Origin of the sequence: Paenibacillus dakarensis (assembly GCF_001373415.1) — a bacterium.
GTDB lineage: Bacteria > Bacillota > Bacilli > Paenibacillales > Paenibacillaceae > Paenibacillus_AQ > Paenibacillus_AQ dakarensis.
Genome location: NZ_CDSE01000036.1, coordinates 22,266 through 48,135, shown reverse-complemented (window position 1 = coordinate 48,135; position 25,870 = coordinate 22,266). Strand labels below are relative to the sequence as shown.

The 25,870-nt window shown below is 42.6% G+C and carries 30 protein-coding genes, 1 tRNA gene and 2 pseudogenes; 29 read left to right on the top strand and 4 right to left on the bottom strand.

The window, feature by feature from the left end; genetic code table 11:
• Positions 1–13: 13 nt before the first annotated feature.
• Genes BN1234_RS09965 through BN1234_RS09955 form a run of 3 tightly spaced genes read left to right on the top strand, consistent with a single transcriptional unit; the run spans position 14 to position 3,605 of the window.
• Positions 14–1,021, top strand: coding sequence for a FecCD family ABC transporter permease (locus BN1234_RS09965; protein ID WP_054956513.1), 1,008 nt, complete (start codon positions 14–16; stop codon positions 1,019–1,021).
• Positions 1,014–2,036: a FecCD family ABC transporter permease gene (locus tag BN1234_RS09960; protein ID WP_054956512.1), complete on the top strand. Its 1,023-nt coding sequence runs from the start codon at positions 1,014–1,016 to the stop codon at positions 2,034–2,036. The genes BN1234_RS09965 and BN1234_RS09960 overlap by 8 nt, the downstream gene beginning before the upstream one ends.
• 15 nt (positions 2,037–2,051) lie before the next feature.
• Entirely contained in the window at positions 2,052–3,605 is a 1,554-nt protein-coding gene (locus BN1234_RS09955) for an alpha/beta hydrolase (protein ID WP_054956511.1), read from the top strand.
• Between the two features lie 86 nt (positions 3,606–3,691).
• Here the strand turns inward: BN1234_RS09955 and BN1234_RS22745 are convergent, their stop codons facing one another.
• Entirely contained in the window at positions 3,692–4,090 is a 399-nt protein-coding gene (locus tag BN1234_RS22745; RefSeq protein WP_245640142.1) for a hypothetical protein, read from the bottom strand.
• A 429-nt stretch (positions 4,091–4,519) separates the two neighbouring features.
• Here BN1234_RS22745 and BN1234_RS09945 point away from each other — a divergent pair, with 429 nt between their 5' ends.
• From BN1234_RS09945 to BN1234_RS09920, 6 genes are all read left to right on the top strand, one after another.
• The gene (locus BN1234_RS09945) at positions 4,520–4,891 is read left to right on the top strand and encodes a helix-turn-helix domain-containing protein (RefSeq protein ID WP_054956509.1); all 372 of its coding nucleotides are present in this window, start codon (positions 4,520–4,522) and stop codon (positions 4,889–4,891) included.
• 119 nt (positions 4,892–5,010) lie between these two features.
• Positions 5,011–5,093, top strand: a tRNA-Leu gene (locus BN1234_RS09940).
• A 161-nt stretch (positions 5,094–5,254) separates the two neighbouring features.
• Entirely contained in the window at positions 5,255–5,674 is a 420-nt protein-coding gene (locus tag BN1234_RS09935; protein WP_054956508.1) for an organic hydroperoxide resistance protein, read from the top strand.
• Between the two features lie 129 nt (positions 5,675–5,803).
• The gene (locus BN1234_RS09930) at positions 5,804–6,046 is read left to right on the top strand and encodes a zinc ribbon domain-containing protein (RefSeq protein WP_054956507.1); all 243 of its coding nucleotides are present in this window, start codon (positions 5,804–5,806) and stop codon (positions 6,044–6,046) included.
• An 85-nt stretch (positions 6,047–6,131) separates the two neighbouring features.
• The gene (locus BN1234_RS09925; RefSeq protein ID WP_054956506.1) at positions 6,132–6,410 is read left to right on the top strand and encodes a hypothetical protein; all 279 of its coding nucleotides are present in this window, start codon (positions 6,132–6,134) and stop codon (positions 6,408–6,410) included.
• An 88-nt stretch (positions 6,411–6,498) separates the two neighbouring features.
• Positions 6,499–6,918 (top strand): thiol-disulfide oxidoreductase DCC family protein, encoded by a 420-nt coding sequence (locus BN1234_RS09920; RefSeq protein WP_054956505.1) that lies wholly within the window; start codon positions 6,499–6,501, stop codon positions 6,916–6,918.
• 4 nt (positions 6,919–6,922) lie between these two features.
• Here BN1234_RS09920 and BN1234_RS09915 read toward each other — a convergent pair whose 3' ends face one another.
• Positions 6,923–7,771 (bottom strand): thermonuclease family protein, encoded by an 849-nt coding sequence (locus BN1234_RS09915; RefSeq protein WP_054956504.1) that lies wholly within the window; start codon positions 7,769–7,771, stop codon positions 6,923–6,925.
• Positions 7,772–8,085: 314 nt separating this feature from the next.
• Here BN1234_RS09915 and BN1234_RS09910 point away from each other — a divergent pair, with 314 nt between their 5' ends.
• The 11 genes and pseudogenes from BN1234_RS09910 to BN1234_RS09860 all read left to right on the top strand — a co-directional run bounded on the left by BN1234_RS09910 (position 8,086) and on the right by BN1234_RS09860 (position 19,233).
• Positions 8,086–9,243, top strand: a complete 1,158-nt coding sequence (locus tag BN1234_RS09910) for an AAA family ATPase (RefSeq protein WP_054956503.1) — start codon at positions 8,086–8,088, stop codon at positions 9,241–9,243.
• Positions 9,236–10,484: pseudogene (locus BN1234_RS09905) on the top strand (TadA family conjugal transfer-associated ATPase). The gene BN1234_RS09910 and the pseudogene BN1234_RS09905 overlap by 8 nt, the downstream one beginning before the upstream one ends.
• Entirely contained in the window at positions 10,481–11,311 is an 831-nt protein-coding gene (locus tag BN1234_RS09900; RefSeq protein ID WP_054956502.1) for a type II secretion system F family protein, read from the top strand. The pseudogene BN1234_RS09905 and the gene BN1234_RS09900 overlap by 4 nt, the downstream one beginning before the upstream one ends.
• 15 nt (positions 11,312–11,326) lie before the next feature.
• On the top strand, positions 11,327–12,199 hold the full coding sequence (locus BN1234_RS09895) for a type II secretion system F family protein (RefSeq protein WP_054956592.1): 873 nt from the start codon (positions 11,327–11,329) through the stop codon (positions 12,197–12,199).
• 20 nt (positions 12,200–12,219) lie between these two features.
• Positions 12,220–12,408: a Flp1 family type IVb pilin gene (locus BN1234_RS09890; RefSeq protein ID WP_054956501.1), complete on the top strand. Its 189-nt coding sequence runs from the start codon at positions 12,220–12,222 to the stop codon at positions 12,406–12,408.
• On the top strand, positions 12,368–13,072 hold the full coding sequence (locus tag BN1234_RS09885; RefSeq protein WP_245640141.1) for a TadE family protein: 705 nt from the start codon (positions 12,368–12,370) through the stop codon (positions 13,070–13,072). The genes BN1234_RS09890 and BN1234_RS09885 overlap by 41 nt, the downstream gene beginning before the upstream one ends.
• Positions 13,069–15,303, top strand: coding sequence for a TadE/TadG family type IV pilus assembly protein (locus tag BN1234_RS09880; RefSeq protein ID WP_054956499.1), 2,235 nt, complete (start codon positions 13,069–13,071; stop codon positions 15,301–15,303). The genes BN1234_RS09885 and BN1234_RS09880 overlap by 4 nt, the downstream gene beginning before the upstream one ends.
• A gap of 10 nt (positions 15,304–15,313) precedes the next feature.
• Entirely contained in the window at positions 15,314–16,300 is a 987-nt protein-coding gene (locus BN1234_RS09875) for a TadE/TadG family type IV pilus assembly protein (RefSeq protein WP_245640140.1), read from the top strand.
• Between the two features lie 40 nt (positions 16,301–16,340).
• Positions 16,341–16,853, top strand: coding sequence for an A24 family peptidase (locus BN1234_RS09870; protein ID WP_054956498.1), 513 nt, complete (start codon positions 16,341–16,343; stop codon positions 16,851–16,853).
• Between the two features lie 12 nt (positions 16,854–16,865).
• Positions 16,866–18,635 (top strand): DUF6382 domain-containing protein, encoded by a 1,770-nt coding sequence (locus BN1234_RS09865; protein ID WP_054956497.1) that lies wholly within the window; start codon positions 16,866–16,868, stop codon positions 18,633–18,635.
• A 304-nt stretch (positions 18,636–18,939) separates the two neighbouring features.
• Positions 18,940–19,233, top strand: coding sequence for a hypothetical protein (locus BN1234_RS09860; RefSeq protein WP_054956496.1), 294 nt, complete (start codon positions 18,940–18,942; stop codon positions 19,231–19,233).
• 34 nt (positions 19,234–19,267) lie between these two features.
• On the opposite strand, the gene BN1234_RS09855 is transcribed toward BN1234_RS09860, so the two are convergent.
• The gene (locus tag BN1234_RS09855; RefSeq protein WP_054956495.1) at positions 19,268–19,477 is read right to left on the bottom strand and encodes a hypothetical protein; all 210 of its coding nucleotides are present in this window, start codon (positions 19,475–19,477) and stop codon (positions 19,268–19,270) included.
• 20 nt (positions 19,478–19,497) lie between these two features.
• Positions 19,498–19,851, bottom strand: coding sequence for a hypothetical protein (locus BN1234_RS09850; RefSeq protein ID WP_054956494.1), 354 nt, complete (start codon positions 19,849–19,851; stop codon positions 19,498–19,500).
• 870 nt (positions 19,852–20,721) lie between these two features.
• Here BN1234_RS09850 and BN1234_RS09845 point away from each other — a divergent pair.
• From BN1234_RS09845 to BN1234_RS22740, 9 genes and pseudogenes are all read left to right on the top strand, one after another.
• Positions 20,722–21,588 carry a hypothetical protein gene (locus tag BN1234_RS09845; RefSeq protein WP_054956493.1) on the top strand — a complete coding sequence of 289 codons (867 nt, stop codon included), beginning with the start codon at positions 20,722–20,724 and terminating at the stop codon, positions 21,586–21,588.
• Between the two features lie 54 nt (positions 21,589–21,642).
• A complete protein-coding gene (locus BN1234_RS09840; protein WP_054956492.1) occupies positions 21,643–21,951 on the top strand; it encodes a hypothetical protein in 309 nt (102 codons plus the stop codon).
• Between the two features lie 264 nt (positions 21,952–22,215).
• Entirely contained in the window at positions 22,216–23,085 is an 870-nt protein-coding gene (locus BN1234_RS09835; protein WP_054956491.1) for a hypothetical protein, read from the top strand.
• Between the two features lie 57 nt (positions 23,086–23,142).
• Entirely contained in the window at positions 23,143–23,850 is a 708-nt protein-coding gene (locus tag BN1234_RS09830) for a hypothetical protein (RefSeq protein WP_054956490.1), read from the top strand.
• A 53-nt stretch (positions 23,851–23,903) separates the two neighbouring features.
• The gene (locus BN1234_RS09825) at positions 23,904–24,449 is read left to right on the top strand and encodes a hypothetical protein (protein ID WP_054956489.1); all 546 of its coding nucleotides are present in this window, start codon (positions 23,904–23,906) and stop codon (positions 24,447–24,449) included.
• 35 nt (positions 24,450–24,484) lie between these two features.
• Entirely contained in the window at positions 24,485–24,856 is a 372-nt protein-coding gene (locus BN1234_RS09820; RefSeq protein ID WP_054956488.1) for a DUF2513 domain-containing protein, read from the top strand.
• Positions 24,857–24,896: 40 nt separating this feature from the next.
• Positions 24,897–25,151 carry a helix-turn-helix domain-containing protein gene (locus BN1234_RS23080; protein ID WP_054956487.1) on the top strand — a complete coding sequence of 85 codons (255 nt, stop codon included), beginning with the start codon at positions 24,897–24,899 and terminating at the stop codon, positions 25,149–25,151.
• Positions 25,148–25,429, top strand: coding sequence for a hypothetical protein (locus BN1234_RS09810; RefSeq protein WP_156337187.1), 282 nt, complete (start codon positions 25,148–25,150; stop codon positions 25,427–25,429). Before BN1234_RS23080 ends, BN1234_RS09810 begins: the two co-directional genes overlap by 4 nt.
• A 171-nt stretch (positions 25,430–25,600) precedes the next feature.
• A pseudogene (locus BN1234_RS22740) lies at positions 25,601–25,741 on the top strand (recombinase family protein); the annotation flags it as partial.
• Positions 25,742–25,870 lie beyond the last annotated feature (129 nt).

Below are 25,870 nucleotides of genomic sequence, written 5' to 3'. Positions count from 1 at the left end.
AGGCGTGTTGCATATGCGTTTCAAAAGTTCGCTTCCGGCGGTGATCCTCGCGATCACTCCGGTAGCGGTTATTCTTCTTATCATAGCTTCCATTTCGTTTGGAGCTAAAAATATTACCGCCCATGTCATATGGGACGCTTTATTTGCATTTGATGAGGATAGTGTAGACCATCAGATTATTTTGACGTCCAGATTACCGAGGGTTGCAGGGGCAATGCTTATCGGCGCTTTTCTTGCCATATCTGGAGCATTAATGCAGGGAATGACAAGGAATTATTTGGCGTCTCCTGCAATCATGGGAGTGTCGGATGGATCTGTTTTTGCAGTTACACTGTTTATGGTGTTTATCCCGTCTGCTGATTCGAACTGGTATATTTTCAGTTCTTTGATAGGATCTGCTGTGGGCACTTCTATAGTGTTCGGTCTGGCATGGATCATCCCGCATGGACTATCTCCGGTTCGACTGGCGATACTCGGTACAATTATCGGTACATTTCTAAGCGGAATGGCTGAGGCGATCGCAACCTACTTTCAAGTTTCCCAAAATATCAGCTTTTGGTATAATGCCAGGCTTCATCAAATGGACCCGGAGTTGATTAAACTTAGCATTCCTTTTGCCGTTGTAGGCTTGATTCTGGCCATCGGGTTATCCAAATCGATATCTATTCTCTCATTAGGGGAAGAGATCGCGACAGGACTGGGGTTGCGTACTTGGATTATAAAAGCACTTGCCATGCTTGCTGTCGTGATTCTTACCGGTATATCTGTAGCGCTCGCAGGAAAGATTGCTTTTGTCGGCTTGATCGTGCCTCATATTGTACGGTTTCTATCCGGCTCCGATTATCGCTGGGTAATTCCTGTTTCCGGGGCACTAGGCGGATTATTTTTGGCTTTATGCGATATCCTGTCACGGTTTATCAATTATCCTTTTGAAACGCCTGTAGGTGTCGTGACGGCTTTAATCGGGGTTCCATTCTTTTTATATTTGATCAAGACCAGAGGAGGAGAGCGACATGCCTAAATCCTCCCCTGTACGACTGGCAGCAGTTCTTTCAGCCGGCATCCTTATTGTAGTGATTGCATTTTATCTCAGTCTGACCAATGGCACCTTTGATATGTCTGTTACAGACGTGTTCCGTACATTATTAAGAGTGAATCCTGAGCCGGAGCATGTGCTTGTTGTGTTCGATTTCCGCCTTCCCCGTATTGTTCTTGGAGCTTTGGTGGGCTTATCTTTGGGAATCGCAGGGGCTGTGATTCAGGGAGTGACAAGGAATGGTCTCGCAGATCCTGGAATTTTAGGCATTAATGCAGGTGCTGGTCTAGCAGTAGTTCTCTTCATGTTTCTTTTTCAAGGAAATATGTCGGTAACAGGCTGGCTTGGAGTAATGATGATGCCCATGTTCGGTCTTGCAGGGGGATTAGCTGCTACAACATTCATCTATATGTTTGCTAGAGAGAACGGCAGTCTGGACCCGCAGCGGCTAATACTGGTTGGCATAGCCATTGCTTCGGGCTTCGGTGCGTTGACGATGTATATTTCACTTAAAATGAACCCGAGGGATTACGAGATGGCTGCTGTGTGGCTGGCCGGAAGTCTCCATAGCGCTATCTGGAAATTTGTTATCACCATGCTTCCCTGGATTTTGATTCTGCCGATCATCATCTGGATCCGGGCACGTGTTCTTGACCTGTTTCAGTTGAGTGAAGCAAGTGCTAAAGGGGTTGGTGTATCTATCGAACGGGAAAAGAATATCTTTTTACTGTGCAGCATCGGATTAGTTAGCGCAAGTGTAGCTGTATCCGGCAGCATTGGGTTTGTGGGCTTGATCGCCCCTCACTTGGCAAAGCAATTGGTGGGGCTTCGGCATAAACATATCATCCCGGTAAGTGGAATTACGGGAATGGCCATGGTCATGATCGGCGATTTTATTGGCAAAACCATATTTGCGCCGGCGGAGCTGGCAGTTGGTATTGTGATATCCATTATTGGTGTGCCTTATTTTATTTTTCTGTTAATTCGAACGAAAGCATAGACCTGGAGGAGAGTTATGAATCGCTTTCATAATCTAACTGTGGGACAGAGAGAGGTTGTCGTATATTTACCGCCTTCTTATGAGAGTTCAGAGCAGCACTACCCTGTTGCCTATGTTCAGGATGGTGGTTTTCTATTTACAGAGTGCTCCAACTATTTAGAGCATCTGTTTGCAAAAGGCGAGCTTCAGGAACTGATTCTAGTTGGTATCGGTACAGATATCCGGAATGATGAATACACCCCATGGCCGGCTGAATCACTTACACCGAATAAACCTCCTTTCGGCGGCAGGGGTAAAGAGTATGTGAATGAAATCACCAATATACTCAAACCTCATATAGACGAGCACTTCCGCACTAGAAAAGAAGCCGGGTATACAGCGATGATCGGTGGATCATTCGGCGGATTAATATCATTGTTCGCGGGTTATTGGCGGCCGGATGTATTTGGCCGATTAGGCCTGTTATCTGCTTCCTTCTGGTATGAAGGGCTCATGGATTATATTCGTAAAGAAGAGGGACTGAGCAAAGAATTACGGATATATATGTCTGCTGGGCTGTGTGAAGGTATCTATAAGCAAAATAAGCAGAAGAATATGGTGCCATATACACAAGAAGCTGTGCGTCTGTTTATTGAAAAAGGATTTCCGGAAGGCTCCCTTCAGATGACCTGGATTCCCGAGGGAACACATGATGATGTCTTTATGGTGAGACAATTTCCTGAGGCGTTAAAATGGTTATTTAATGACCATTCTTCATCCATCGATGAAGTTGACGAAAGCAACCAAAGGTTTAGCATTCCAGGAACCTTCATATGGAATATGCAATCTCAAAATACAGGTCGTACCTATCAGATCTCTATAGTTGAACCGGTTGGAGAACCTCCTGAAGCGGGGTATCCGGTCTTATATACATTGGATGCAAATGCTTCATTTGGAACACTGGCCGAGTCCATACGACTGCAATCCCGCCGTCCTCATGGAATATCTCCTGCAGTGATTGTCGGAATCGGTTACGAATCAAAGGAGCCTATTGTTACGAAGGAACGATTCTATGACTATACGGTATATGCAGACAATACAGAATTACCAGCTCGTCCAGATGGATTCACTTGGCCAGAAACGGGTGGAGCTGATGATTTTCTTGCGTTTATTGAAGAAGAATTGAAGCCGGTTGTTGAAAACCATTGCTTCATAGATCGTTCAAAACAGGCCTTGTTCGGACATTCACTGGGAGGATTTTTTGCATTATATACTTTGTTCACCCGTCCAGAGGTCTTTCAACGTTATATTGCGGCAAGCCCATCAATCTGGTGGGGAAATTACCACCTCCATAAGAAGTGGAATGAACGGAAAGAACAAATGGAGCAGCTTGAAATATATCCGGAGTTATTTATGGCGATAGGAAGTGAAGAAAAACCTTCTATGGTACAAGATGCGTGGGAGTTGTATCGTATTCTCACAGCAGGCAGCCAAAGAATACGTTCGGTTATGCAAGAGATAGAGGGAGAGGGGCATGTCTCACTTATTCCTTCATTAATTAGTTCATTGCTTCGTTTCGTGACGAAGTAAGCATTAATATAATAGAGAAACATAGACACTGATAAATAAACAGCCTTAGATCGAGTATGGATATACGGGCTAAGGCTGTTTCATCTTTATTTACTGTTGTTAGAGGAAGTTTGCGGGTTATCTAGAATAGACGAGTATTTGGGATAAAGCTGGCGAATACAAGCAGGACAAATATCATGTGTAAATTCAATGGTCATGCGGCTTTCCAGATAGCTTTCTACCGGTTCCCATTCTTCCGCAGTCCGGACATGTTTGCATACTGCACAGATAGGAATAAGCTCTTGCAAAGAATGATCATGTGCCAGGGCCCGTTCAAGCCGGTTGATCCGCTGTATGTATCGTGTGATATCGGTAAACGATATAACGATTCCTTGTGTGGTATGATCATTACTGGTGTTAAAAGGATGAGCTTCGCTTAATACCCAAGTAGTCTTACCGATCCAATCAATAGGGTACTCAACGGTATAGTGTTGGTTATTACCCATCAAGACATCCCGAATTGAAGGCAAAAAGGATGTTTGAAAAAAATCCCCGAATAAAGTTCTTCCGAATAAGGAGGGGGGTATTTCGAAAAAAGAGATCCCTTTCCATTCGATATCAGGAGGACCCCCATATTTCACAAGCATATGCCTAAGAGAATCGTTAATATGCTGTATCTTACCATTCGGACAGATAATCATCAGTCCCATGTCTAAGGAATGGACAGCTTGGCACCAGGGTGTGGATGGTGTGTCAGGCAATACACTCGTTCCTCCTTTAATAAAGTCTTTAGTTTTGAGACACCAACTCAATAAAAATGGTATAATTTTGATATGATTCCTCCCATCATAAACTTATATAAGTCATTAATCAAGAGAAATGCGGCGGAAATAAGTAATTATTTTCTAGCGGGATCTGTGGAAGGCGGTTATTTCATGCAGTCTATTTACCAACGAATCGGACATCTCATTGAAAGCCGGGGTATGACGAAGAAAGCTTTTTGTGAAAACCTTAGGATCAGCACAGGGAATTTTGGTGATTGGAAAAGAGGGAAGACAACACCAAGCACCAATAAATTAATTGAAATTGCAGCTTATTTTGAGGTTAGCCTGGATTGGCTTATTGTGGGTAAAGGGGATCCTGTATGGGGTGTGATGGAAGCTAGGGAAGGTTATGAAACAGACAATTACAAGATCGAGATACAGCTTCAAAACACAAGTCTGAGGGAACCTGAGAAGCAATTTATTAAAGAATATTTAGAATTTATTGAATACAGAAAGCTTAGAGAAAAAGGTTTGATTGATTAATGCAAGCGGGTAATCTATTCACCATTTAAGTTGCATCATGTTTAAAAATTCCACTTTACTTCTTAGCAAGTGAGCTATATAATAAGTAATGTTCTCTTGAAGAACGTTCCCTTATATATGCGGTAGTGGTGGAATGGCAGACACGCTATCTTGAGGGGGTAGTGGGTGTATACCCGTGGAGGTTCGAGTCCTCTCTACCGCATCCTGAATTTCAGAAACACTTCTTGCTTCCATAAGCAGGAAGTGTTTTTTTGTTGTATACCCATTCTGCATCTCATTAATATGTATTGATTTCGATTCATTTCCTCCCACAAGTTTAACTGATTACTGAGGAATAAAATTGAAAATAGGAGATGATCGAAGATGAAACCCTTATATACAGCCGATGTGAAAGTAACCGGAGGCCGGACAGGTTCGGTCGAATCATCCGATGGAATTTTGAAACATCAATTAAGCATGCCGAAGGAACTGGGTGGACCCGGTGGTGAGGGAACAAATCCAGAGCAGCTTTTTGCAGCAGGTTATGGGGCTTGTTATGAAAGTGCCCTGGCCAATATTGCGCGTAAAGAAGGCGTTGAACTCAAGGATGTGGAAATTCACTCTCAGGTTATGATTGGCAAGGATGAGGGCTCAGACGGCTTTAAGCTCGCTGTGAAGATGAATATTTCCATGCCTGGCATTGAGCGGAGTCAAGCAGAGGATCTGGCAAAGAAAGCTCATGCTTTCTGTCCTTATTCCAAAGCGACTCGCGGCAATATCGATGTGGAGTTAAACATCGTCTAAAACGCATAAACCTAGGCATAACCTATTAACTGTGATGAGGTCACTTAAAAAAATGTATCAATTAGCGACGTGAATCCCTGTGATCCGTATATATTAAGTATGATCTGTTATGAAAGGGGAAATTCACAAATGCGTATTGAAGAGATGATAGAGGAACGTTTCGTTTGCTCGAAATGTGGCGGAAATCAATGTCAGACTAAAGAGGTGTCCATGTCTGGCGCTGGACTCAGCAAAATGTTTGATATTCAGCATAATCACTTCCTGTTTGTTTCCTGTATGAACTGCGGATATGTGGAAGTATTTAATCCAGATATTTTGGAAGGGAAGAAACGCGGTCAGCTCGGCTCCATATTCGATGTCTTCTTTGGTTGACATCACCCTTAAAAATCTTTATTATGTCTAAGTACTAGAAAGTACAAGGTAATTAAGACGAAATTTAAATAAATGGGTGATGCATGTGTCATACAGACCGCAAATTTCCAACGTGACCAAAGCCGGAAGCAACGTAGAGGAAGGGCTTTACGAGTTCATTATCAGTTTAGCTGATGGAACAGAATGCCGCGTGTTTTACAATCGTTTTCCGGAATGGAAAATGACTAATGTGAGCCGACTTGGAAAAACACCTTGTCCGGTGTGCCGTAAAGATTTCATTTGCAAATGCATGGAGAAGTTTTCGGTTGATCTCGATCAGCAGATGAAAGACGGCGGATGGCTGAACAGCGCAGTTGCTGAGTAACAATCGAAAGTACGATAGAGCGCGGGAGAGTTCTCCCGCGTTTTTTTCTTATATATTAGAACAAAGCTAACGATTGGAGGGAAAGGGCATGAGCATAGATTCAGAACAGCCGGAGAAACATGTTATTGTACTGATTGACGGGGTATGTCATATGTGCCAGGGACTTACCAAGTTCATTATAAAGAGGGACCCGGATGGCGTATTTCGGTTTGCTTCCCAACAATCGGGGATTGGACAGAAGCTGCTATCGCAAGGAGGACTGCAGGAGGATCTGGTTGAGACGGTTGTAGTTATAGAGAATGGCATATACTATACAAAGTCTGCAGCTGCTCTGCGGATTGCCCGGCACTTGCCATTTCCATGGCCGCTGCTGTATGGATTTATTATTGTGCCTCGTGTATTCCGGGATTTCATATATAAGTGGATAGCGAAGAATCGTTATCGCTGGTTTGGAAAAGATGATGAATGCATGATACCGACACCGGAAATCCGGCGCCGGTTCTTGTGATGAATTACTTCGGGGCACGGAAACCGGCTTTCTTGGCTTCGCTTTCGCTGCAGAACCACTGCTCCTGCTTGGTTTTATCATAGTGTGGGGTCCCGGGAAGATGATATATTTTCTCCCCTTTGGAATTGATGTTGCCTTTAATATTGCAAGTATTCTTCGGTTGATCTGTCTCTTTCTTGGAGGTGGTGTTCGCGTTTGAGCTGCTTCCGTTCTTATGCTCTTCAGGGTGAAAGCCGTCATCCTGAGCATAGTTTTCGACACTCCAAATACCAAGTTCCTTCTTGCGGCTGTTCTTCTGGAGATCGTTGAATTTATCGACGTACCGTACATTCGGCTGGTAGATATAAGCTACACGGGCAAGACCCTGCTCAAGAAGAAGCTCCTGAACCATTTTCCCGTCAGCGTATACATAGGCAAGCAATCGGGAATATTTATCACGGCTCGGTCCAATATCGAATTCGAGTTCAAGCTTTTTGGCATTCTCCACAATATCCTTCGTGAAGGCTTTGGCTTCTGGACCAAAGGGCTGAACACCAAGTTGGGGATGGCTCGTTTCCGGAGTGTCCACTAGCAAAAAACGGACCTTTTCTGTTTTTCCTTTATATTTCACGCTGATCGTGTCCCCGTCCACTGCTTTAACAAGGGTGACCGGGACTCTGGCGATGTTAAGGTCATCGGTAGCATAGTGCTTTTGCTTGTTCGATGTTGAAGTGGATGGCTTAATGTTGTTCTGTTCTGTAACGTTGTTAGTTTGGTCTGATGAAGATCCGGTATTCGGTGTGATTCCTGAATTGCTGCAGCCGGATAATAGGAGCATTCCTGCAATCAGAATGGGTAAAATTCGTCTTATCATAAGTTGTCACTCTCCTGGCTAGATGCTGTTTATAATGACTGTAGGAGCTACTATATAGGATGACGTAATATAGAGCACTTCTTCTAAGAACGTTTGTTCCTGAGGTTCCCATTATGAAGGTATTTTTTTATTTTAGCAAGAGGATGAGGGGAATTAAATGAAGAACGAAAAATTACACTTGCTGGTTCGCCGTAATCTATGATATTCTTATGAAAATTATAACAAGACAACGGAAGCACCGTTCAATGACCGCATACAGCGGCTTGGACGGTGCTTTTTTGCGTTGTTTTGACGAAAGAAGGGGTTATCTTACTATGCTACCGGTCAGGATCATACTGGCTGTACAGGATGCGGGGTACGTTGAACCACTCCTTCATTACATACACGGAAGCGAGTATGTGAATAAGGTACAGATTACGGCATTCACCCGGATGGAGACGCTGCTGCAGTACCCGGACTTACCTGATCTGATTGTAGGTGAGGCACATATGCTTGAATCCTGGTTGTCTAAGGAAAGGTCAACTGTTCCATGGGTTGTTCTTAGTGAAGGGGGAGATTTGCCTAGTCTTCATGGAGATGGACTAATCACTGCGAAATATCAGCCTCTGCCGCAGCTGATCGATCTCTGGATTGGCCATGTCAGGGGAAAGCGTGCAGAACGGATGAGTCTATTTAATGGTAGCGCCCAGATCATTGGATTTATGTCTGCTCTTGGAGGGAGCGGGAAGACAACTGCATCAATAAATATGGCGAAACAGCTTGGGATGCTGGGCAAGAAGGTGTTCTATTTAAATTTGGAGATCGTTAATTCTCTGGCATTATTTCCACACGAACAGAGGGGAGGACACGAATCCGTCTTTTCCAGGCTGCTGTATGAGATCAAGTCCTCACAGGATCGGTCAGAACGATCAGAAATAGCCCTTGCACCCTACGTGATCAGGCATGATGTACTGAAGTGTGATGTATTCGAACCGAGCAGTCATCTGAAGGAACTAATGGAAATGACAGAGGATGATGTAGAGATATTAATTGATTTAATTGCAAATTGTGGTCAGTACGATGTCATCGTGATTGACACGGATAACCATTCCCAAGAACGGCTTCATGCGGTGATGGGAAAGTGCAGCATGCTGTTATGGGTACTGCTGGATGACCTGATCAGTATGTATAAGACCGGTGCATGGTTTGCGCATATGGAGAAAGAGGACGCCGTAGAGTTCAACCGGATCATGGCTAAGAGCAGGTTTATTATGAACCGGTTTATAGGCAGTCTGGCTAATCCGCTCCCGCGTAAGGATATAAGAATCGATAGCATGCTTTCGTATGTTCCTTCCTGGAAGCAGGTAAACCAGGAAGATTTGTTATTATGTTCGCCCATATTCCAGCGGGATGTATTGAAACTCTGCAGTGATTCGCTTGATGAGAATGATGAGATTGGAACGGGGATGGGCGGAGGAAGAGCGTATGGATGAGGAGATATTTATTTCTATACGAAATGAAGTGCGTGCAGGACTTGATATTACATCAGCCATTAGTAACCGCGAGCTGATGCAATATATCGAGGAGATTGTGTGGGGGCGGCCAGAGCTACGAGAACTCACAGCTTCGGCAAGACGCATATTGGTACGGAGGGTTTACGACTCCTTTCGGGGCCTGGATGTGCTTCAGCCCTTGGTGGATAATCCTGCAATTACCGAGATTATGATCAACAGCCATAAGGATGTGTTCATTGAACAAGACGGGGAAGTGACGCGCCTCGAGGTTCATTTCGAGTCCCAGAGCAGACTGGAGGATATTATTCAGACTATTGTAGGGACGGTGAACCGGGTCGTCAATGAATCTTCACCGATTGTAGATGCGAGGCTCAAGGATGGATCCCGGGTCAATATTGTTCTTCCTCCTATTGCGCTGAAAGGGCCAACAATGACGATCCGAAAATTCCCGGAATCGCCTATGACGATGGATAATCTGGTGTCCAGAGGAGCATTGAATCAGGAAACAGCAGATTTATTACGAACGCTTGTGATCGGGAAGTATAACATTTTTATCAGCGGGGGGGACTGGCTCAGGCAAGACTACCTTTCTAAATGCCTTGTCCCAGTTCATCCCTGCTGATGAGCGGGTTATTACGATTGAAGATTCTGCAGAATTGAAAATTGTAACGGTACCGAATCTGGTGTCATTGGAGACAAGGAATGCGAATACCGAAGGTCGGGGTGAAATATCGATTCGTGATTTAATTCGTTCTTCCCTTCGGATGAGGCCTAACCGGATTGTGGTGGGTGAGGTGCGCGGCAGCGAGGCGCTGGATATGCTGCAGGCGATGAACACGGGACACGACGGAAGCCTCTCCACTGGGCATTCAAACAGCACCCGAGACATGATCAGCCGTCTTGAGACGATGGTGCTGAGCGGAGCAGATTTGCCGGTGTCTGTCGTTAGGCAGCAGATCAGTTCAGCAATAGATATCTTTGTTCATTTATCGAGGCTTAGGGACCGGTCCCGCCGCATTACAGAAATCAGTGAAGTTGTCGGTATGGACGGAGATCAGGTGTCTATCAATCCGCTGTACCGTTTCCGTGAAAGTGGAGAAACAGACGGGCGTATTCAAGGTCAGCTTGAACCATGTGGAAACCCGCTCATGAATGTAGACAAGCTGAGGATGGCAGGGATTACATCCTGGCCGCTCCAACGTATGGGGGTGGTGACATGAAAGCAGACAGAGCGATACGCGTACCACCTAAAGCTTTAAACAGTAAAGCATCTGTACATTCACCCACTAACACAAGAAATAAACTTCCGGATTACAGGGAATACACCTTATCGAGAAGGCAGCGTCTTAGCTGCATCGCTGTTGGTTGTCTCCTATTTTATGTGATGGGCTATCTGTTTTATCAGCATGTAATTTTGTCTCTGATTCTGGCATGCGGAGGATTAATCGTTCCCCGTTTCTGGCAGCGTCAGCTGCTTGATCGCAGGAGATCCACACTTAATCTACATTTTAAACAGGCTCTTTACTCCTTGTCTTCTTCCTTATCAGCTGGACGCTCTGTGGAGAATGGATTCCGGGATGCCGTTGATGATCTGCTCATGCTTGATCCGGGTGCTCAAAGCGATCTGATATTTGAACTAAAGGTTATTGTGTCACGCCTGGAGTTTGGAGAACCGATTGAATCGGCGCTTCAGGATTTCGCACGTAGAGCTGGAATGGAGGATGTCACGAACTTTGCGGATGTATTTACAACCTGTAAAAGAACGGGCGGAGACTTGGTAGAGGTCATTCGCCGAACATCTTCTGTAATAGGGGAAAAGCTTGATATTCAGCAGGAAATATCCGTCATGATCGCCCAGAAAAAATTTGAATCCAAGGCGTTACTATTATCCCCATTTATGCTCCTGCTGTTTATGAATATGTCGGCAGCAGATTATATGGAGCCTATGCATAACAGCGGTGCAGGGATCGTTATATCAACATTTGCATTATTGGCTCTGACCGGCTGCTTCTGGTGGATTACGAAGATGATGGACATTAGGGTGTAGGAGTTGACTGTGGTGATGCTGATATGGGTATGCGGAATCCTGCTGATTCTGCTGTTGGGTGGCTGGGTGGTGCTGAATCATAAGAACGGAAGACGATATCAGCATTACAGCAGGCTGAAGATGGAAGGGCTGCGGTTAAGAAAACTGTCACCTCCGTTTCTGTTTATCCTGGAACAGAGCAAGGTGTCTACCCGGGCACCCATTCTCTTTTTCCGGATACAGCGATCCGTCCAAAAGATTCATGGCCTTCGCTATAGTGCTGAAATGAGCCTGCTCTTTATGGCGGAGTGTCTTGCTTACAGCTGGATCATTCTGATTGGCGGCTCATTATGGTCTATGGGTACAGCTGATCCGATCGGGGTGCTGGGAGGCGCTTTTCTGAGTGTACTCCTTCCTGTTTCGATGGTGAAGGATCTTAGTAAGAAGGTCATGATACGTGATCAGGATATTGTGATGGAGCTCCCCGAAATGCTGAACAAAATAATCCTGCTGGTCGGTGCCGGGGAAAATGTTCAAAAAGCGATTGTACATTGTGTGGAACGTAAAGCAGAAGACAACCACCCCTTATATGCTGAGCTTCGAAAAATTGTCGGAGATTGGGAAGGTGGACACTCCTTTCAGCAGGCATTTGAACAATTCAGCAGACGCTGCGCGATCCAGGAAGTATCTATTTTTACAACTACGGTGCTGTTGAATTTCCGGCGTGGAGGCAACGACTTTGTTTTGGCGCTGCGTGATTTATCACGTGTACTGTGGGAGAAGCGTAAAGCTATCGCACGCACTAGGGGGGAACAGGCTTCATCGAAACTGATTTTCCCTATGGTCGTTATTTTTATGGTTGTAATTGTATTGGTCGGTGCGCCGGCATTCATGATGATGAATATGTAGAAGGGCAAGGTGTATTGAAGATGATGAGGTTTCTCCGTAATGGAATGAGGTCTTTTTGGAAGGACGAGAAAGGTATTGGAACACTTGAGATGATTTTAATTATTGTGGTAATTCTGATTATTGCTCTTTTCTTTAAAGATGAGCTTTTTAAACTGGTTAAGAGACTCTTTGATAACGTCAACACTAAAGCTAATGATTTCATTAAATAGAAATAGACGCCGGCTATGGAAGAGCAGTGATGGCAGCTTTACCGTTGAGGCCTCCTTTGTTCTTCCGATTGTACTGCTGGTCACGGCAATGCTGTTATTTCTATGCCTGTATGTGTATCAGAAATCCTTTTTGGTACAAGCCTCGTCCGCTGCTTCAGAACGTACGGCATTTATATGGGATAACAGCAAAAAGGATGCACACACCGGAAGGATGGCAGAAGGGAATTATGACCCTCTCTACTGGAGGCTTACTGATGATCGTCTGCTTGCTTCACTATTTAGTCTAGGAAGCGAATCATCTTCACCTACGATAACTATTCCTAATACAGCGTCAGACAGTGACCTCCCGTTCGTGAAAATGACCAAAGGGGCAGAATCTGTGCCTGATGGAATGGAGGGAGAAATGAAGTATGACAATAAAGTATTACTGCGGAAAGTAAGCACGACCTTATCCTGGCCTGCATCGATAGCTCCACTGGAAAAGGTAATATCTGGGGGAGCAGACCTTGAAGTTAGCAGTCACTCTTTTATAGCAGATCCGGTCGAGTTTATTCGAACTGTTGAGCTGATGCGATATTATGGTTCGAAATTTAAGCGTGCAGATGGAAATCGTACCGATGCTGGAACAGCTTCCGAAGTGCTGCAGAGGTATGGAGGTCGATGATCACGATAAATCGGTGCGATAAAAGGGCAGGGAAGAAGTTTAGAGGAGGCTCCACGGATGGAGCTGTTTCCATATTTTTAATTATCGCCTTATCGGCAGTGTTTATATTTGTGGCGGTATTCATTGATTTCGCCAGAGTTGCAGCTATGAAGGTTCAGAGTGAACGACTGGCCCGGGCTGCTGTCCGTTCTGTGATGTCCTCTTATGATCCGCAGCTTCAGCAGGAGTATGGGCTGTTTGCATTCGGGGAGAGCGAAGGAGACTACATCATGGGCAAAATGCTGAATGACAACTTGAGTCCCGGAGAGAGGGGAGATGCATTTCATCTGCTTCCTCTGGAGCTTGACAGCTCGGGACTTACACTGGAGCGTCCTCTTGGCAAGTATGATATTTTCAATCGGCAGATCAGTGAAGATATGAAGTATAAAGCACCGATTGATTTTACGCTGGAGCTTGTGAATAAGTATAAACCGCTGTCTCAGTCGATGAAGGAAGCTTCCAATGCCATGGATGTTTTGAAAAAGCTGAGAAAGTTATATGACAAACGCGAAGCGGCCCTGAATGAAATGCTTGAAAAACAGCGTCAAGCAGGGAAGAACGTGCAGAAGCTGGCTGAACTGGTTATGAACCCGCCGGGATCAAGTATTCAGGATGAATCATTAGGAGGCTCTGTTCGCACTGCGGAAGACGCAGCTGCCCAGTACAATGATTATTTGCTGAAGATGCAGGAGGATGCAGCACGTCCGGCAGATGAGGAAAAGCTGTATACGTTTCTTATAGCGGCCTATCTGGGTGATGTTTCTTCCGTAACATCAGATATGCTCCAAAAAGTCGCGAAGATACAGAAAGAGCAGGACAAGCTGCTTAAAGAAGCTGATGAGCTGCTGGAAGAAGCAAGGGCAATAAATGAAGAAATGAAGCAGGTTATCAAGGATGCAGAAGCCCGATCTGAGACGGAGGGGTATGACCAAGTAACCAATAATCATACACCAGGCTCAGACGGTTCGAATGCCGGGGATGCAGACATCATTCGGTCGATTCGCGGGCAAGCAGAGAAGCTGATTCATACTGACGAAGTATTGAATGGACTTGGGGATGAAATATCGGCTCAACGGAGGGGCTGGGTGCAAGCCAATGAACGAATCTCAAGCTTGCTTTCTTCTATGGGAGGATCCGGTATGAAGGGGGCTGTGATAAGTGCGAGTGATGCGCTCCAGGATTACCTTAGAAAGTATGGAGTCTCTGGAAGCGAGAATATTTTGGACCGAGAGCTTGCTATGTTGGAGCAGTTTCGTTCTTCTGATGCGGAGCGAAAGGAGACGGAGAAGAAGGCTCAGAACCAGCTGAAGGAAGCAGCTAAAATTGTTGAGGCATTAAGCGGAGCAAGCCCAAAGAATCAAGAGATTATGGATCAGTTCCGGGAGCTTCAACGTTATTACGATGAAAGTGTAGCTTTTAACAACGGAGAAACGGGCGTAAGTGAAGGGAGAGCTCTGGAGAGTGATCCCTATGATGCCGGTAAATCCTCGATGGATGACATGGATGATGCATATGGCTCTATGGGGAATCTTTTGTCAGGAATAAGGGACGAGCTTTATCAAAATGAATATGCTGTTCATTATTTTCAGCATTTTGACATTACCCAGTTAGAAAAGGTTCTGAAGGACCCTGCTTCAGCGCAGAATTTAAACCAGGAGTTTGCTGTGGAGAAGCAGGAGGTCGAATACATATTGTACGGATTTCATAATCCCTCAGGTAATATCGCAGCGGCTTACGGAGAGATATTCGCCTCCAGGCTTGCTATCCGGACCATGGAAGGCTTTGTTGTGAATAGTAAAATGGGAAACCCTCTGCTTATTCTGGCGGCAGCTATTCTGTATGGCGTTGAGAAAGCTATAGAGGACATGATTCGGCTGACTCAAGAGGGCTCGATCCAGCTCTCCAAATATATGCCTGTAGAAATATCATACAGGGATCATTTGCGGATGTTCATGTTTATTCATAGCAACAACGAGAAGAAGATGTCCCGTATGTTGGCATTAATCAGGATGCATACAGGCGTGAATCCGGCGGATCGGGGAACGTATGCATCCGGTGAAGTGGTTACGGGAATGAGATTGTGGTTTTTGCCTGGAATAACAAGGATGCTGGGCACGGTTTTGGGTGAGAGCACCGACCAAGTGGAGGGGAACCGTTACTTGATTACTCGTTCAGCGGATTTTTCCTATTAGGAGTTTATTTATGAAGCTATTTGTACATATGGGGATGAACCGAAATCGAAGATCTAAGAAGTCCGAACAGGGCAGTATGGTTGTCGAAGCCTCTATTGTTCTGCCTATGTTTATGTTTTTCGTTATCTTCCTCATTTATATCGTTCAGATGACGCTGATTTCTACTGCGCTTCACAGTACCGTATCCGATGCGGTGAAGACAATTACTTCGCATATTTACCCTGTGTCCATCGCTGTTAATAAAGGAAACGACGTTAACACCGGTAACCCTGATCAGAAAAATCAAAGTTCCCATTGGGAAATACCGAAGCTATCACTTCAGGATTGGGCTTCACATTATAGCTCCTCCATGCCTTCTCCGTTGGATGAGTGGATCATGAAGGCTGCGGCTACCGGCGATGAACCGCTGCAGCAGTTAAAGAACGAGACAGCAGAAGCTATTCTTGATCCTGTGATCAAGCCGATCATAAAACCGTTTATGCCGGAAAGCTTGCTGGATTACGACCGGATTCATGTATCTAATGTTTCTGTTCCTAATTTGAAGAGCGGGAAGCATCCTTACTTTGGAATTGAGGTCAGTTATGAACTGCCGATTAAGGTTCCCTTTCTGAATAAAAAAATAGTCCTGCAGGCGAAATCACAGGAACGGCTGTGGATTGGAGATACGGGAGAAGGTGGGGGAAGCGGTACTGGCGGAGACGAGGGGAAGGAAAGCGGGATTGAGCTGCTGGAAAAGCCGGACCCTGCAATCGCCAGCAAGCAGGCGAAGGTCAAGGTGAAGGTCGAGCCGGGAACGTCCGCTCAAATGTCCGTCTATTATAAATCCGGGAAGAGTACGGCAAAGTATTTAGGCTGGAAGACGGCCGATGAGAACGGTTATATCGAATGGGAGTGGAATGTGGGTTTTAACACAACACCGGGCACGTGGCCTTTTGTCATTGAAACGGCAGACGGCGAACGGATGGAAGTAATGTTTACAGTTGTCGAAAGACAGTAATCAGTGATGGTATCTGCGTGAAGAAGGAGAGCAGTAAGCTATGGAACTTGCCTTGGCGTTATGTGCGGTTTATTTAGGTGCAGCATTTATTATCGATATCCGGTCTATGAAAATTCCAAATCTGCTGACGATGCCGGCGATGCTGCTTGGCTTGATATATCATGGTGCGACAAGCGGATGGGAAGGAATGTTGTTCTCTGTAAAAGGACTGGTTGGTGGTTTTGTTGTTTTATTAATCATGTATTTTATAGGTGCAGTCGGCGCAGGAGATGTTAAGTTATTTGGCGGGATTGGGGCATGGTGCGGACTTTGGTTTACACTACAGGCGGTTGTATACTCCGTTCTGTTTGCAGGATTAATCGGCTTGCTTATTGTGCTGTGGCGTAGAGAAGCACTCAAAAGACTGAGGAAAATAGCAGGCAGTGTTGCAGGCGTGTTTATATTTAGAAACTTAACTCTCTGGAACAATGGTAAAGATGAGCACCTGCGGTTTCCTTTCATGACTGCGGTCCTGCCCGGTACGATTTATACCTATATGAATATTTATCTGTAGGAGGGATGAAGCTTGTTCGGGCTGACTCGGGATTTTGTAGAGCAGGGAGGAACCTTTATGGTTCTGGACCTACCAGAGGGGCTGATGTCCAGCCATCTCAGTCAGGTTCAACTCGGGATGATCCGCTCCTCCCGTATTCCTCATTTTTTACCCATGCATACGAAGGAACTGGATTATAACGTAACACTGCAGTATAACATCACTGGTAAAAGAATGCTCTCTCAAGCTCTTCGAGGCGAGAAGCTGACGCTTACGGAGTTTTATGGACTTCTGCTTCAGGTTGCTGCAGCACTGAATGATTGCTCGATGTATATGCTTAAGCCTACACAGTACATTTTGGAAGAGGACTATATGTTTATCGAGGGCTCCCTCCATCTGGGCAAGCTGTATCTGACCTATGTTCCACTGGATAAGATAGAGTCTCCGCCGGATTCTGTAAGGCAGTCATTTAAGGGCTTTCTGACACGCCTTGTGTCCTTCGTATCAGAATTGAAAGGTAATGGTGTGCAAAGCCTGATGCAATACTGCAATGATGATGGCTTTAATCTGCCAGGTCTGAAACGAATGCTAATTGATTGGTTGGCGAGCGAAGGACAAGAAGGACAAGAAGGACAAGAAGGACAAGAAGGACAAGAGAGACGTGAGATGCTTGAACCTGTACCTGGAAGAGCGACAGATGCAACGAAATCACATTCGGGCAGCGAAAAGACGGTGCGAAGTGAAGCGGCTTTACGGAATGAAGTTGCGGCAGACCGCTCAGAGGAGCCCCCGGATAGACCCTCATTTCTATCCAGGAAGCAGCCGGAATGGCTCATGCCGGCAGATGAGGAGTTACCGGAAAAGGAAAATACATCCCCGCTAAAAACTTACTGGCTTCTAGGTGGACTGCTTGGTTCGGCTCTGGTATGGAGGTTCCTTTATCTGAATAATCCCGGAAGCAGCATGCTGATCATGTCCATTCTTGCTACAGTTGTAATCGTGGGGGTATCCCTAATGGGCTGGAGTGGGAAAATCGGAAGAACATCGGATAGAGCTGAGGATTACTCAGATGCAATGCCGATGTTTGATTCGGGCGAGCTTGAAGTTGAAGGGGGTCAGAATAAGAGTCACAGGTCCTTCCGTTTTCAAGTGGATAAACTGACCGGATGGTTTGGGGGCAAATCAAAGGAAGCGGTTCAGAATGAAGAAATATCTTATGAAGAATGGAGATGGGAGAGGGAGTCCCCTCCACCACTTTCTTCTCTTGATGAAGAGCTTAGACCTCGGAATTTACCAGTGATGGGTCCTGACTCTCAGGATCAAGGCAATCTCAAAGAGTTTCTCCCTTCTTCTAATGATTATTACGAGCAATTACCACAGCGAACAGAAATGTTGTCACCTTCCGGAGATGGAGGAACCGTGCTTCTGAACCCGAAGATGCTGCCGAAGAGTCATGGAGCAGGAGGATCTGTTTCACAGCGGCCCAGTGCATTTTTGGAAGTCGTTCATTCAGAGAAGGGTGTAAGTGGTGTCCCCGAGCGGGTAGAACTGCACCAAGCTTATTTTATAATAGGCCGCTCACCCGAGGTGTCTCAATACGTAACGGAGATTGTAGGCACTTCCCGTGCACATGTCGAAGTCTCCCGGGGAGCGTCTGGTTATAAAATCAAGGATCTTGGTTCCAAGAATGGAACGATTCTCAAGGGGGAACCGATGGTTCCTTATAAAGAGTATCCGCTGCAAGAAGGGGATGTTTTTCAGATTGCAGGCAGTAAGTACATGTTTCGTGCTTCGCCTTCTTAAGCCGCTAATTAGCGGCTTTTTTTAGTTGAAATGATATAAGCGATGTAGAGACTTTGATAATTGACAGGCTCATAAAATAATGTCAGTCTGGAAAGAAACTTACTAGATCGGAGCTGTCATGGACATTCAGGAACTGATCCGAAAAATAGGAATACTAAAGGAGCTTCTCTCTAATATTGATCCGAGTGCACAGGTTAGTTTCGAAATAAATAATAGGGTTTTGCAAATTAGCATCATTTCTTTATCTGGCGAGGCATTAATGACGATATTGTTGTAGGATGTTGATGAATGGCAAGCAGAATATATGCTTATCGCTGAGAACATTGAGCGTAGAGGTGAAGCTGAAAGTGATCCAATGAAGAAAGGTAGAATAGCCACTTTTATCATTGATTATTGGAAGACCAAAGGACTTTATGTTGAAGGGCGTGGTAATAGGCATAATGCCGAATTAAAAACTCAGCGCGATGTAGCGAAGTTACTGCATGAAAATATACGTACTACAAAACGCCTCCTTAAACTAAACTCATTAATCCCTCAGATCCAACAGCTTGCATCATCCGGCAATCTTGGTACAACAGCTGCAGAACAGTTAAATTAAAAAAAGAGGGTCATTTGACCTTCTCTTACATGTTCTAAACATCTTCTTCGTAATCAACTGTAGTGGGATTCAAACCCATATCCTCTACTACCTCTTCAAGGTTAGAGTAGTGCTTCCCAGGGTTAATTTTATATTGGCCAGTCACATCATTATTGTCATCATCTTTAATAGAGATGACTTGAAACATTCCTCCAGCTCCAGCCGACTCACTAGTTTCCCAATCCAAATCAAATTTAAAAGACATAATAAGTACCTCCTTATAATTTAATAAGTTTTTCTCAATGGGTTTATCGCTCTGTTTCTAGGGGGGGGATTCGGTATTGAACGATTGATTACAAGTTTAGGTTGATTCCATGTGTTTGTAATTAAATTTGTTGCTTTGGCTGGAACGTTAATAGAAGCAAAAGACGAAATGACAGTAATAAATAAACTATCATTGTGCTTTAAATAGATACTTAGACGGTCTCTGACTTGAATATCAGTCATATTCGTCTGCACTACCCAAACAGAATATTGTACATGTTCAGCTTTGCCAAGCGTATGCATGCCCATTATCAACTTGTTGTATTGTTCCTCTGACCCATCTTTCAAATCGTAACAAATCTGTATTGTGTTCATAATAATTGACCCCTCTCTATTCGTTATTAGCAGTCGCATCTATTGAGTGCTAATATAATATTATATATGGCAATAAATGAGAATGCAACTGTATTTAGTCGTTGGTTTTCTTATCTGACACTATATATTGTGTTTTTTTGTTGTCGGTGATTTTTCTAGTATTCATATATCAATGCTAAATTCCCTACATTATGGAAATCTTCATTCAATTAAATGCAAAACTGTTTTAGTCTTTAATTAAGGGTAAGGTTAAGAACAATCTACATATTATAAATCCGTATAATGCTGAGTGGTCAAACTTTCTTATAAATTACAATGAATCTGACTAGCCATATGTTAAAGCGGGTGTTTATACCTTGGACGGGAGCTATGTTGTAATTTCTTTGTTCAAACAAAGGAATTGGAGCTTAGAATCGATGTTAGTGATTGGGGTATGGGTTGGGTGTAAGTTAAACTGTTGAATGAGATGTGATAAACCTGCAGATTATGAACCAAAATAAATTAAATGTGCAAAATGTAAATCAGCACAGCTTGCAACTGGTGATAAAGGATTTGGTTTAGGTAAAGCAGCTATAGGAGGCTTAGCTTTAGGGCCTGTTGGAATGCTAGGCGGTGTAATTGGAAGCAAAAAACCATGATCACATGCTTAAATTGTGGGCATAAATGGGAAGCGGGTAAAAGATAGAGTAAGGAGCATCCGAATGGGGGCTTCTTTTTGTGATGAGAAGGTGGAATTAAAAGGGGAATATATGAGCAATGATTTTTCTTGATTTCCCCTAGGGATAATATACCATGTTATCAGCGGTAGGTATTTTATAAGATTTTTGAACTACAAAAATGTGAAACAACAATTTAATGAGGGAGTTACAAATGAATAATCAATGGAATGATCCCTTTAAAGATTTCAGGGAGCAACAGGAGAGAATACGAAACGCACTTATTGGTCCAATTGATGAAATAAGACGGCAACAAGAAGAGTTCAAGAATTTGATTGGGGACCCTTTAAGAGTTTGGAGGGAACATCAACAATATATAGCAGCCATATTGGATGGACCTATACGGCTAATCAAGCAACAACAAGATTTAATGAAAAAGACATTTGGATCATTTTCTGAGCTACTAAAAGAAGCGTCAGAGGACTTTCAGCAATACAAGAAAATAATGGTTATGCTAAACTTCCCACCCCATCATGATATGGATTATACAAACTTCAGAGACATGCATAGATTTAATCAAGAGAACGATGAAGAAACTACAAAGATGGCAATCGAGCATTTAATAATAGAAAATTATCCAGATAAAAAAATCTCTGAGTATTTGGAACAGTGGACTAAAATTGAGTGGTTAAAAAGTAGAGCTAGTATACTCAAAGAAGCAATAATGAATTATTTAGATGGTCGTTACTTCAGCTCAATTTCAACTTTGCTACCCCAAATAGAAGGGGTCATAGTAGAAAGAGGGAACTTAACAGGCTTTGTTTCCCAGGGAGAATTAAAGAGAGTAGCAAGTGAGCTATTGAGTGAAACAGGAAAATTCTCATTAGATGATGCTGTAAAGTTATTTTATTTAGATTGTGTACTCGATTCATTTCAACATGGACAAATTATCAGGTCTCCATTAAGTAGACACGCAATATTGCATGGAGCTGACACTCATTATGGATATAAACTAAATTCTTTAAGATGTATTTTGTTTTTCGACTATCTAATATCTAAACTTATAGTCAGTAAACATTGATATGAAATTTTACTTTTATTCAAGAAAATGAGAGACGAGAAGGGGTGAGGATAAATGCCTAGCTATTTTTATGATTTCAGTAATGCTTACGCATTGCTAGTTAATGTATATGGAGATGGATATTATATCTTCGAAAAAAAAGAAAAGATAGAAGATATAGCAAAAGGCGAATTTATTGTTTACATTGAAAGAGATTATTCATCGAATCACTTTAGGAAAAAGAGCGTTGATTCTGAAATCACAAAAGTTTTTAAGAAGATTAAACTAATGTCTATATTCGATTCTGATCGAGAGAAAAAATTTATTTTTTATAGGCAATTTCACGATAAAAATTATGAAGATATATTTAAGATTAAAAACTAAATGTAGAATTTCAAATTGAAACAATTCTTTCATTTAAAAGGAGGATTTTAATGAAGTATAGAGCATTTAAACGAGCTGATGGTAAATGCAGGATTTTAGATCAGGATAATTGGTCAAACCTTAAAATTAGTGCTTCTAGAAGAACAGTTAGCCACGGAGACATGTGAGCAGTTAAATGATGTTTTTAAAGAAGGATATACAGAAGGTTACAATGACGGTGAAAACATAAAATGAGTCTTTCATTCAGAATGTGAGGACGCTGAGATGCGAAAAAATATTATCCCGATGGAATTTAAAAGCATACATAATTACATTTTTGAACTTCATGATCTTATAGCTTATATTTCATCCGAGGCATCATCGCTTGAAATTAACAGTATGAGTATCAAGTTAAATTCAGATGATGTGATAGATGAGGGCTTGGATGGTGTATTGTTGTGGAACTGGTTAGAATCTAGGGGACATAGCGACCTAATGAAAAAGTATGAGATCAATCAGGTGCTGTTAGCGGTAGCGATTGATTTCTGCCATTTTATCTACGAAGCACTTACATGTTCAGAGAGAGGAAAAATGAATGTAGCATACTCTCTGTTAAGAAAGCCATTCAAAGATAATCTTCTGCTTATGGAATGGATACTTAGTGACCAAGACGACTTTATATCTAACTTTCACAATGAAAATTCCGAGAAGATTGCAATAGACAAAATGAGTGAAGAGAAAAAACGAGACATTATAAAGAAGGCTGAAATTATAGGAGATACCCAGTTAGGACAGCATGATTTCATCTATGAATTAAGATATTCTAAACAAGCCGCACATGGCTTGGAACGAATGTGGAATCGTGCTAACCATATCGTTACAACGATAAAGCACTACAAAACCAAGTCTAATAATTTGAACTTTGTCTTTAATGGGGAGGAAGAACTCTATGAACATTGGGGCAACCTGTATCGCACTTTACCTATACTAATGTATCACTCATCTGAAATAATTATAAAACTCATCGAACGACAATTCCCATCCGTTGACATTGAATACATTACAAACAAAACAAGATGGGAGAGAAAAAATGCATTCGTAGAATTAGTAGGAGAAGTCATGGAACTTAAAAGATTACATTACGCTGAGAAGTAAGTAATAAAATTAGCGAGATGGAGTTGGAGATGGTTGGGATTGGAGGTTGGTATATAAATGACCACACATTTTGGGGTAAAGCTATACAATAAAGAAGGTGGATTTAAACTAACTGTTGATAACTATATTAGCGTAAGTGCTAAGGATGTTACTAGACCTTCTTTTGAAGAATTGGAGAATAAGGTAGGGAAGGTTCTGGCTAAATTTGACCTTAACATGAAATATTTCGAATCATTGTCTCGGGGTGAATTTAAAGAGGAACTAAATAAGTTAGTAGAAGCGGATAACTTCACCGAAATTATAGACCTTAGCTCCGTAAATGGTGTTCCAGGGTATTACATTATGGTTTTAGATCATTATTGTCAAATTTATATTGGAATAGCTCACAATATAAAAGGAAGGATAATACAACATTGGAGTAAACAAGTACCAATAAATCAATTATTGTGGGGCCTGGAAAGTGGACTATTACCAATAGATTGTTTTAGAGCTTTAGATACTACTAGAGTATTTGTTTGCATCGGTAATAAAGATAATTTTTCAGACGATCATATGGTAAATATGATGAATGAAGATCGATTGATATATAAGTTTCCTGTTGATTATTGTTTAAATGTAGCTACTTTTTGGGGGAATAGAGAAACTCGTTTGGAAAGGATTCGAAATTTTGAGTCAAGAGATTTAAAGGTGTTTGGCAAGGGCCATTTAACGACAACGTTAGAACGGATTAACCTGAAAGATTCGAGGGAGCCATCAAACGGGTGACAACATGAATCTAAGTAAAATATGACTTTCTTTGAAAACTGAGGAGCTTTTAAATGGACAAAATTCTTCTAGTCGTAGAAAAGTTCGAAGGAATAATTGGGGCGTTACTTGGCGTAATGATGACGCTAATACTTACAGAAATATTTAAGAAAATGGGTAAACTTAAATTTTACAAAAAATCATTGGATATTGGGTATGAGATACGAGAAAGAGATTCTTGGGGGCAAGAAGTTAATAAAAATGTTGACAACAAATATGGGGCAAACTTCTTTGGAATCGAACTTACCTTAGAAATTTACAACTCATCTGACACCCCAAAAATTCTTAGAGACGTGAAATTAGCATTCTATAATGGTAAACACAAAAAATTGTCGGTAGATCCAGAAGACAAGTCTACTGAAAGATATGCAGCTGCATCAATGTGGAGAGATAAATTTGGTCTTATAAACATCAAGCCAAAAGAAATAATATCTGTGAGTTTGGTTTACCATTGTAATGACCAGGATACGCTTAATCAAATTAAGAAGAGCAACAAAGTTTATTTAGAATCTCGTGACTATAAAAATAAAATAGTAAGTGTTACTCTAACGGATGTTTAGCATGAAACAAATATTTTACCGGAAGCGGTGTTAGTATGAAGCGTGATATGGATTTGATTATCAAGGTCTTAAAGTATATCGAAGAACACAATACAGCAACTAATAGCATCGTTGTGGAAATTGAGGGGTGCGACAGCGAAGAAAAACGCGAAATGGTGCAGTATCAGGTTAAACTTTTGAAGGATGCTGGTTTTGTTGAAGCCACAGGCGGACTAAACCCTTATGAGTTCCATGTAAGAGGCATTACATGGGAGGGGCATGAGTTTCTGGATGCAGCCAGGAATGAAGTTGTTGTTAGTAAGGCTAAGGAAATAGCAAAGAAAAAGGGGATGGACTTTTTAAGTTTGCCGTTTGAATTGACCAAAACCTTATTGATAGAAGTTACTAAGAAAACTTTGTTTGGATAAAGGAAGATAAAACGTACATTTCAGCAAAAGGTGAAAACAGATGCCCAACAACATCGATATTAGATCAATTGTCGCAGCCAATGTCATTGCTTTGAGAAAATCGAAAAACCTCACACAGCAGGAGTTTGGTAAATTACTATCTTTAGGTAAGACGACTATCTCCCAGTGGGAGAATGCATCGAAGTTACCCAACGCAACGAGCATAAACAAATTGATCGAGATGTTTGATCTTAACAGTGAAACTTTGTTTAAAGTGGATGGGATAAGGCTAGATACAAATCGGGAGGAGATATGATGTACTACGAGAAATTTGATACATACATGCCCATCAGATATGCCTATAATGTTGTTATAAGACTTCATGTAACAGAGGCAAATGGACCGGGCGTTACTACTTATACGACAACCGTAATCAGTGATGACGAACTAGCATCTGATGAGGTAATTTCAAGAGCTACGGAAATCATCCAGGAGTTACATGTCAAGGGTGAGGAGTTTCAGCAATACAGTGCTGTTCAAGTGGGAGGCGTAACGATGCTTGGGGCATATGATAGGGAACTACAGAGTGGATAAAATCCCCCTGAAAGGCTGATCAGCATTCTGCATATTTCTTATGTCTAAGCTAAAGTAAAACGAGCATTATGATAATGTTTTAATGTCGTTAATATAGCAGGTAAAATACACGTGACGGCTCATTAAGTTTCTCTATGGATATTGATGAATCTTCGAGGAATTAAGTAAGCCATAAATGAAGACTTCATAAAGGCTTATGATGAGTGGAAGGAAAGTAATATAACAGCAGTAGAAGCCATGAGAAGAGTGGAGATGAAGCCTAACACCTTCTATAGAAGAGTAAAGGAATATGAAGAATCAACAGCAAACTAAGCCCTAGTTAAAGGGCTTTTTTATTTGTCTGTATACCCTAATCTAACGACTTCGCCAAAAAATCCAGCATGGGGGGATAGTTAAAAGTTATAACTGGAAGACAGTTCCATAAAATCAGCGTAGCACATC

What these genes read in the sequence shown, in the direction of transcription:
- BN1234_RS09840 (WP_054956492.1), top strand. Translation starts at nt 21,643, where the DNA reads ATGCCTAGCTATTTTTATGATTTCAGTAATGCTTACGCATTGCTAGTT.
- BN1234_RS09890 (WP_054956501.1), top strand. Translation starts at nt 12,220, where the DNA reads ATGATGAGGTTTCTCCGTAATGGAATGAGGTCTTTTTGGAAGGACGAG.
- BN1234_RS09825 (WP_054956489.1), top strand. Translation starts at nt 23,904, where the DNA reads ATGGACAAAATTCTTCTAGTCGTAGAAAAGTTCGAAGGAATAATTGGG.
- BN1234_RS09860 (WP_054956496.1), top strand. Translation starts at nt 18,940, where the DNA reads ATGCTTATCGCTGAGAACATTGAGCGTAGAGGTGAAGCTGAAAGTGAT.
- BN1234_RS09830 (WP_054956490.1), top strand. Translation starts at nt 23,143, where the DNA reads ATGACCACACATTTTGGGGTAAAGCTATACAATAAAGAAGGTGGATTT.
- BN1234_RS09810 (WP_156337187.1), top strand. Translation starts at nt 25,148, where the DNA reads ATGATGTACTACGAGAAATTTGATACATACATGCCCATCAGATATGCC.
- BN1234_RS09920 (WP_054956505.1), top strand. Translation starts at nt 6,499, where the DNA reads ATGAGCATAGATTCAGAACAGCCGGAGAAACATGTTATTGTACTGATT.
- BN1234_RS09900 (WP_054956502.1), top strand. Translation starts at nt 10,481, where the DNA reads ATGAAAGCAGACAGAGCGATACGCGTACCACCTAAAGCTTTAAACAGT.
- BN1234_RS09875 (WP_245640140.1), top strand. Translation starts at nt 15,314, where the DNA reads ATGAAGCTATTTGTACATATGGGGATGAACCGAAATCGAAGATCTAAG.
- BN1234_RS09855 (WP_054956495.1), bottom strand. Translation starts at nt 19,477, where the DNA reads ATGTCTTTTAAATTTGATTTGGATTGGGAAACTAGTGAGTCGGCTGGA.
- BN1234_RS09960 (WP_054956512.1), top strand. Translation starts at nt 1,014, where the DNA reads ATGCCTAAATCCTCCCCTGTACGACTGGCAGCAGTTCTTTCAGCCGGC.
- BN1234_RS09850 (WP_054956494.1), bottom strand. Translation starts at nt 19,851, where the DNA reads ATGAACACAATACAGATTTGTTACGATTTGAAAGATGGGTCAGAGGAA.
- BN1234_RS09910 (WP_054956503.1), top strand. Translation starts at nt 8,086, where the DNA reads ATGCTACCGGTCAGGATCATACTGGCTGTACAGGATGCGGGGTACGTT.
- BN1234_RS09965 (WP_054956513.1), top strand. Translation starts at nt 14, where the DNA reads ATGCGTTTCAAAAGTTCGCTTCCGGCGGTGATCCTCGCGATCACTCCG.
- BN1234_RS09930 (WP_054956507.1), top strand. Translation starts at nt 5,804, where the DNA reads ATGCGTATTGAAGAGATGATAGAGGAACGTTTCGTTTGCTCGAAATGT.
- BN1234_RS09915 (WP_054956504.1), bottom strand. Translation starts at nt 7,771, where the DNA reads ATGATAAGACGAATTTTACCCATTCTGATTGCAGGAATGCTCCTATTA.
- BN1234_RS09945 (WP_054956509.1), top strand. Translation starts at nt 4,520, where the DNA reads ATGCAGTCTATTTACCAACGAATCGGACATCTCATTGAAAGCCGGGGT.
- BN1234_RS09895 (WP_054956592.1), top strand. Translation starts at nt 11,327, where the DNA reads ATGCTGATATGGGTATGCGGAATCCTGCTGATTCTGCTGTTGGGTGGC.
- BN1234_RS09935 (WP_054956508.1), top strand. Translation starts at nt 5,255, where the DNA reads ATGAAACCCTTATATACAGCCGATGTGAAAGTAACCGGAGGCCGGACA.
- BN1234_RS09820 (WP_054956488.1), top strand. Translation starts at nt 24,485, where the DNA reads ATGAAGCGTGATATGGATTTGATTATCAAGGTCTTAAAGTATATCGAA.
- BN1234_RS09880 (WP_054956499.1), top strand. Translation starts at nt 13,069, where the DNA reads ATGATCACGATAAATCGGTGCGATAAAAGGGCAGGGAAGAAGTTTAGA.
- BN1234_RS09845 (WP_054956493.1), top strand. Translation starts at nt 20,722, where the DNA reads ATGAATAATCAATGGAATGATCCCTTTAAAGATTTCAGGGAGCAACAG.
- BN1234_RS09955 (WP_054956511.1), top strand. Translation starts at nt 2,052, where the DNA reads ATGAATCGCTTTCATAATCTAACTGTGGGACAGAGAGAGGTTGTCGTA.
- BN1234_RS09870 (WP_054956498.1), top strand. Translation starts at nt 16,341, where the DNA reads ATGGAACTTGCCTTGGCGTTATGTGCGGTTTATTTAGGTGCAGCATTT.
- BN1234_RS09835 (WP_054956491.1), top strand. Translation starts at nt 22,216, where the DNA reads ATGCGAAAAAATATTATCCCGATGGAATTTAAAAGCATACATAATTAC.
- BN1234_RS23080 (WP_054956487.1), top strand. Translation starts at nt 24,897, where the DNA reads ATGCCCAACAACATCGATATTAGATCAATTGTCGCAGCCAATGTCATT.
- BN1234_RS22745 (WP_245640142.1), bottom strand. Translation starts at nt 4,090, where the DNA reads ATGGGTAATAACCAACACTATACCGTTGAGTACCCTATTGATTGGATC.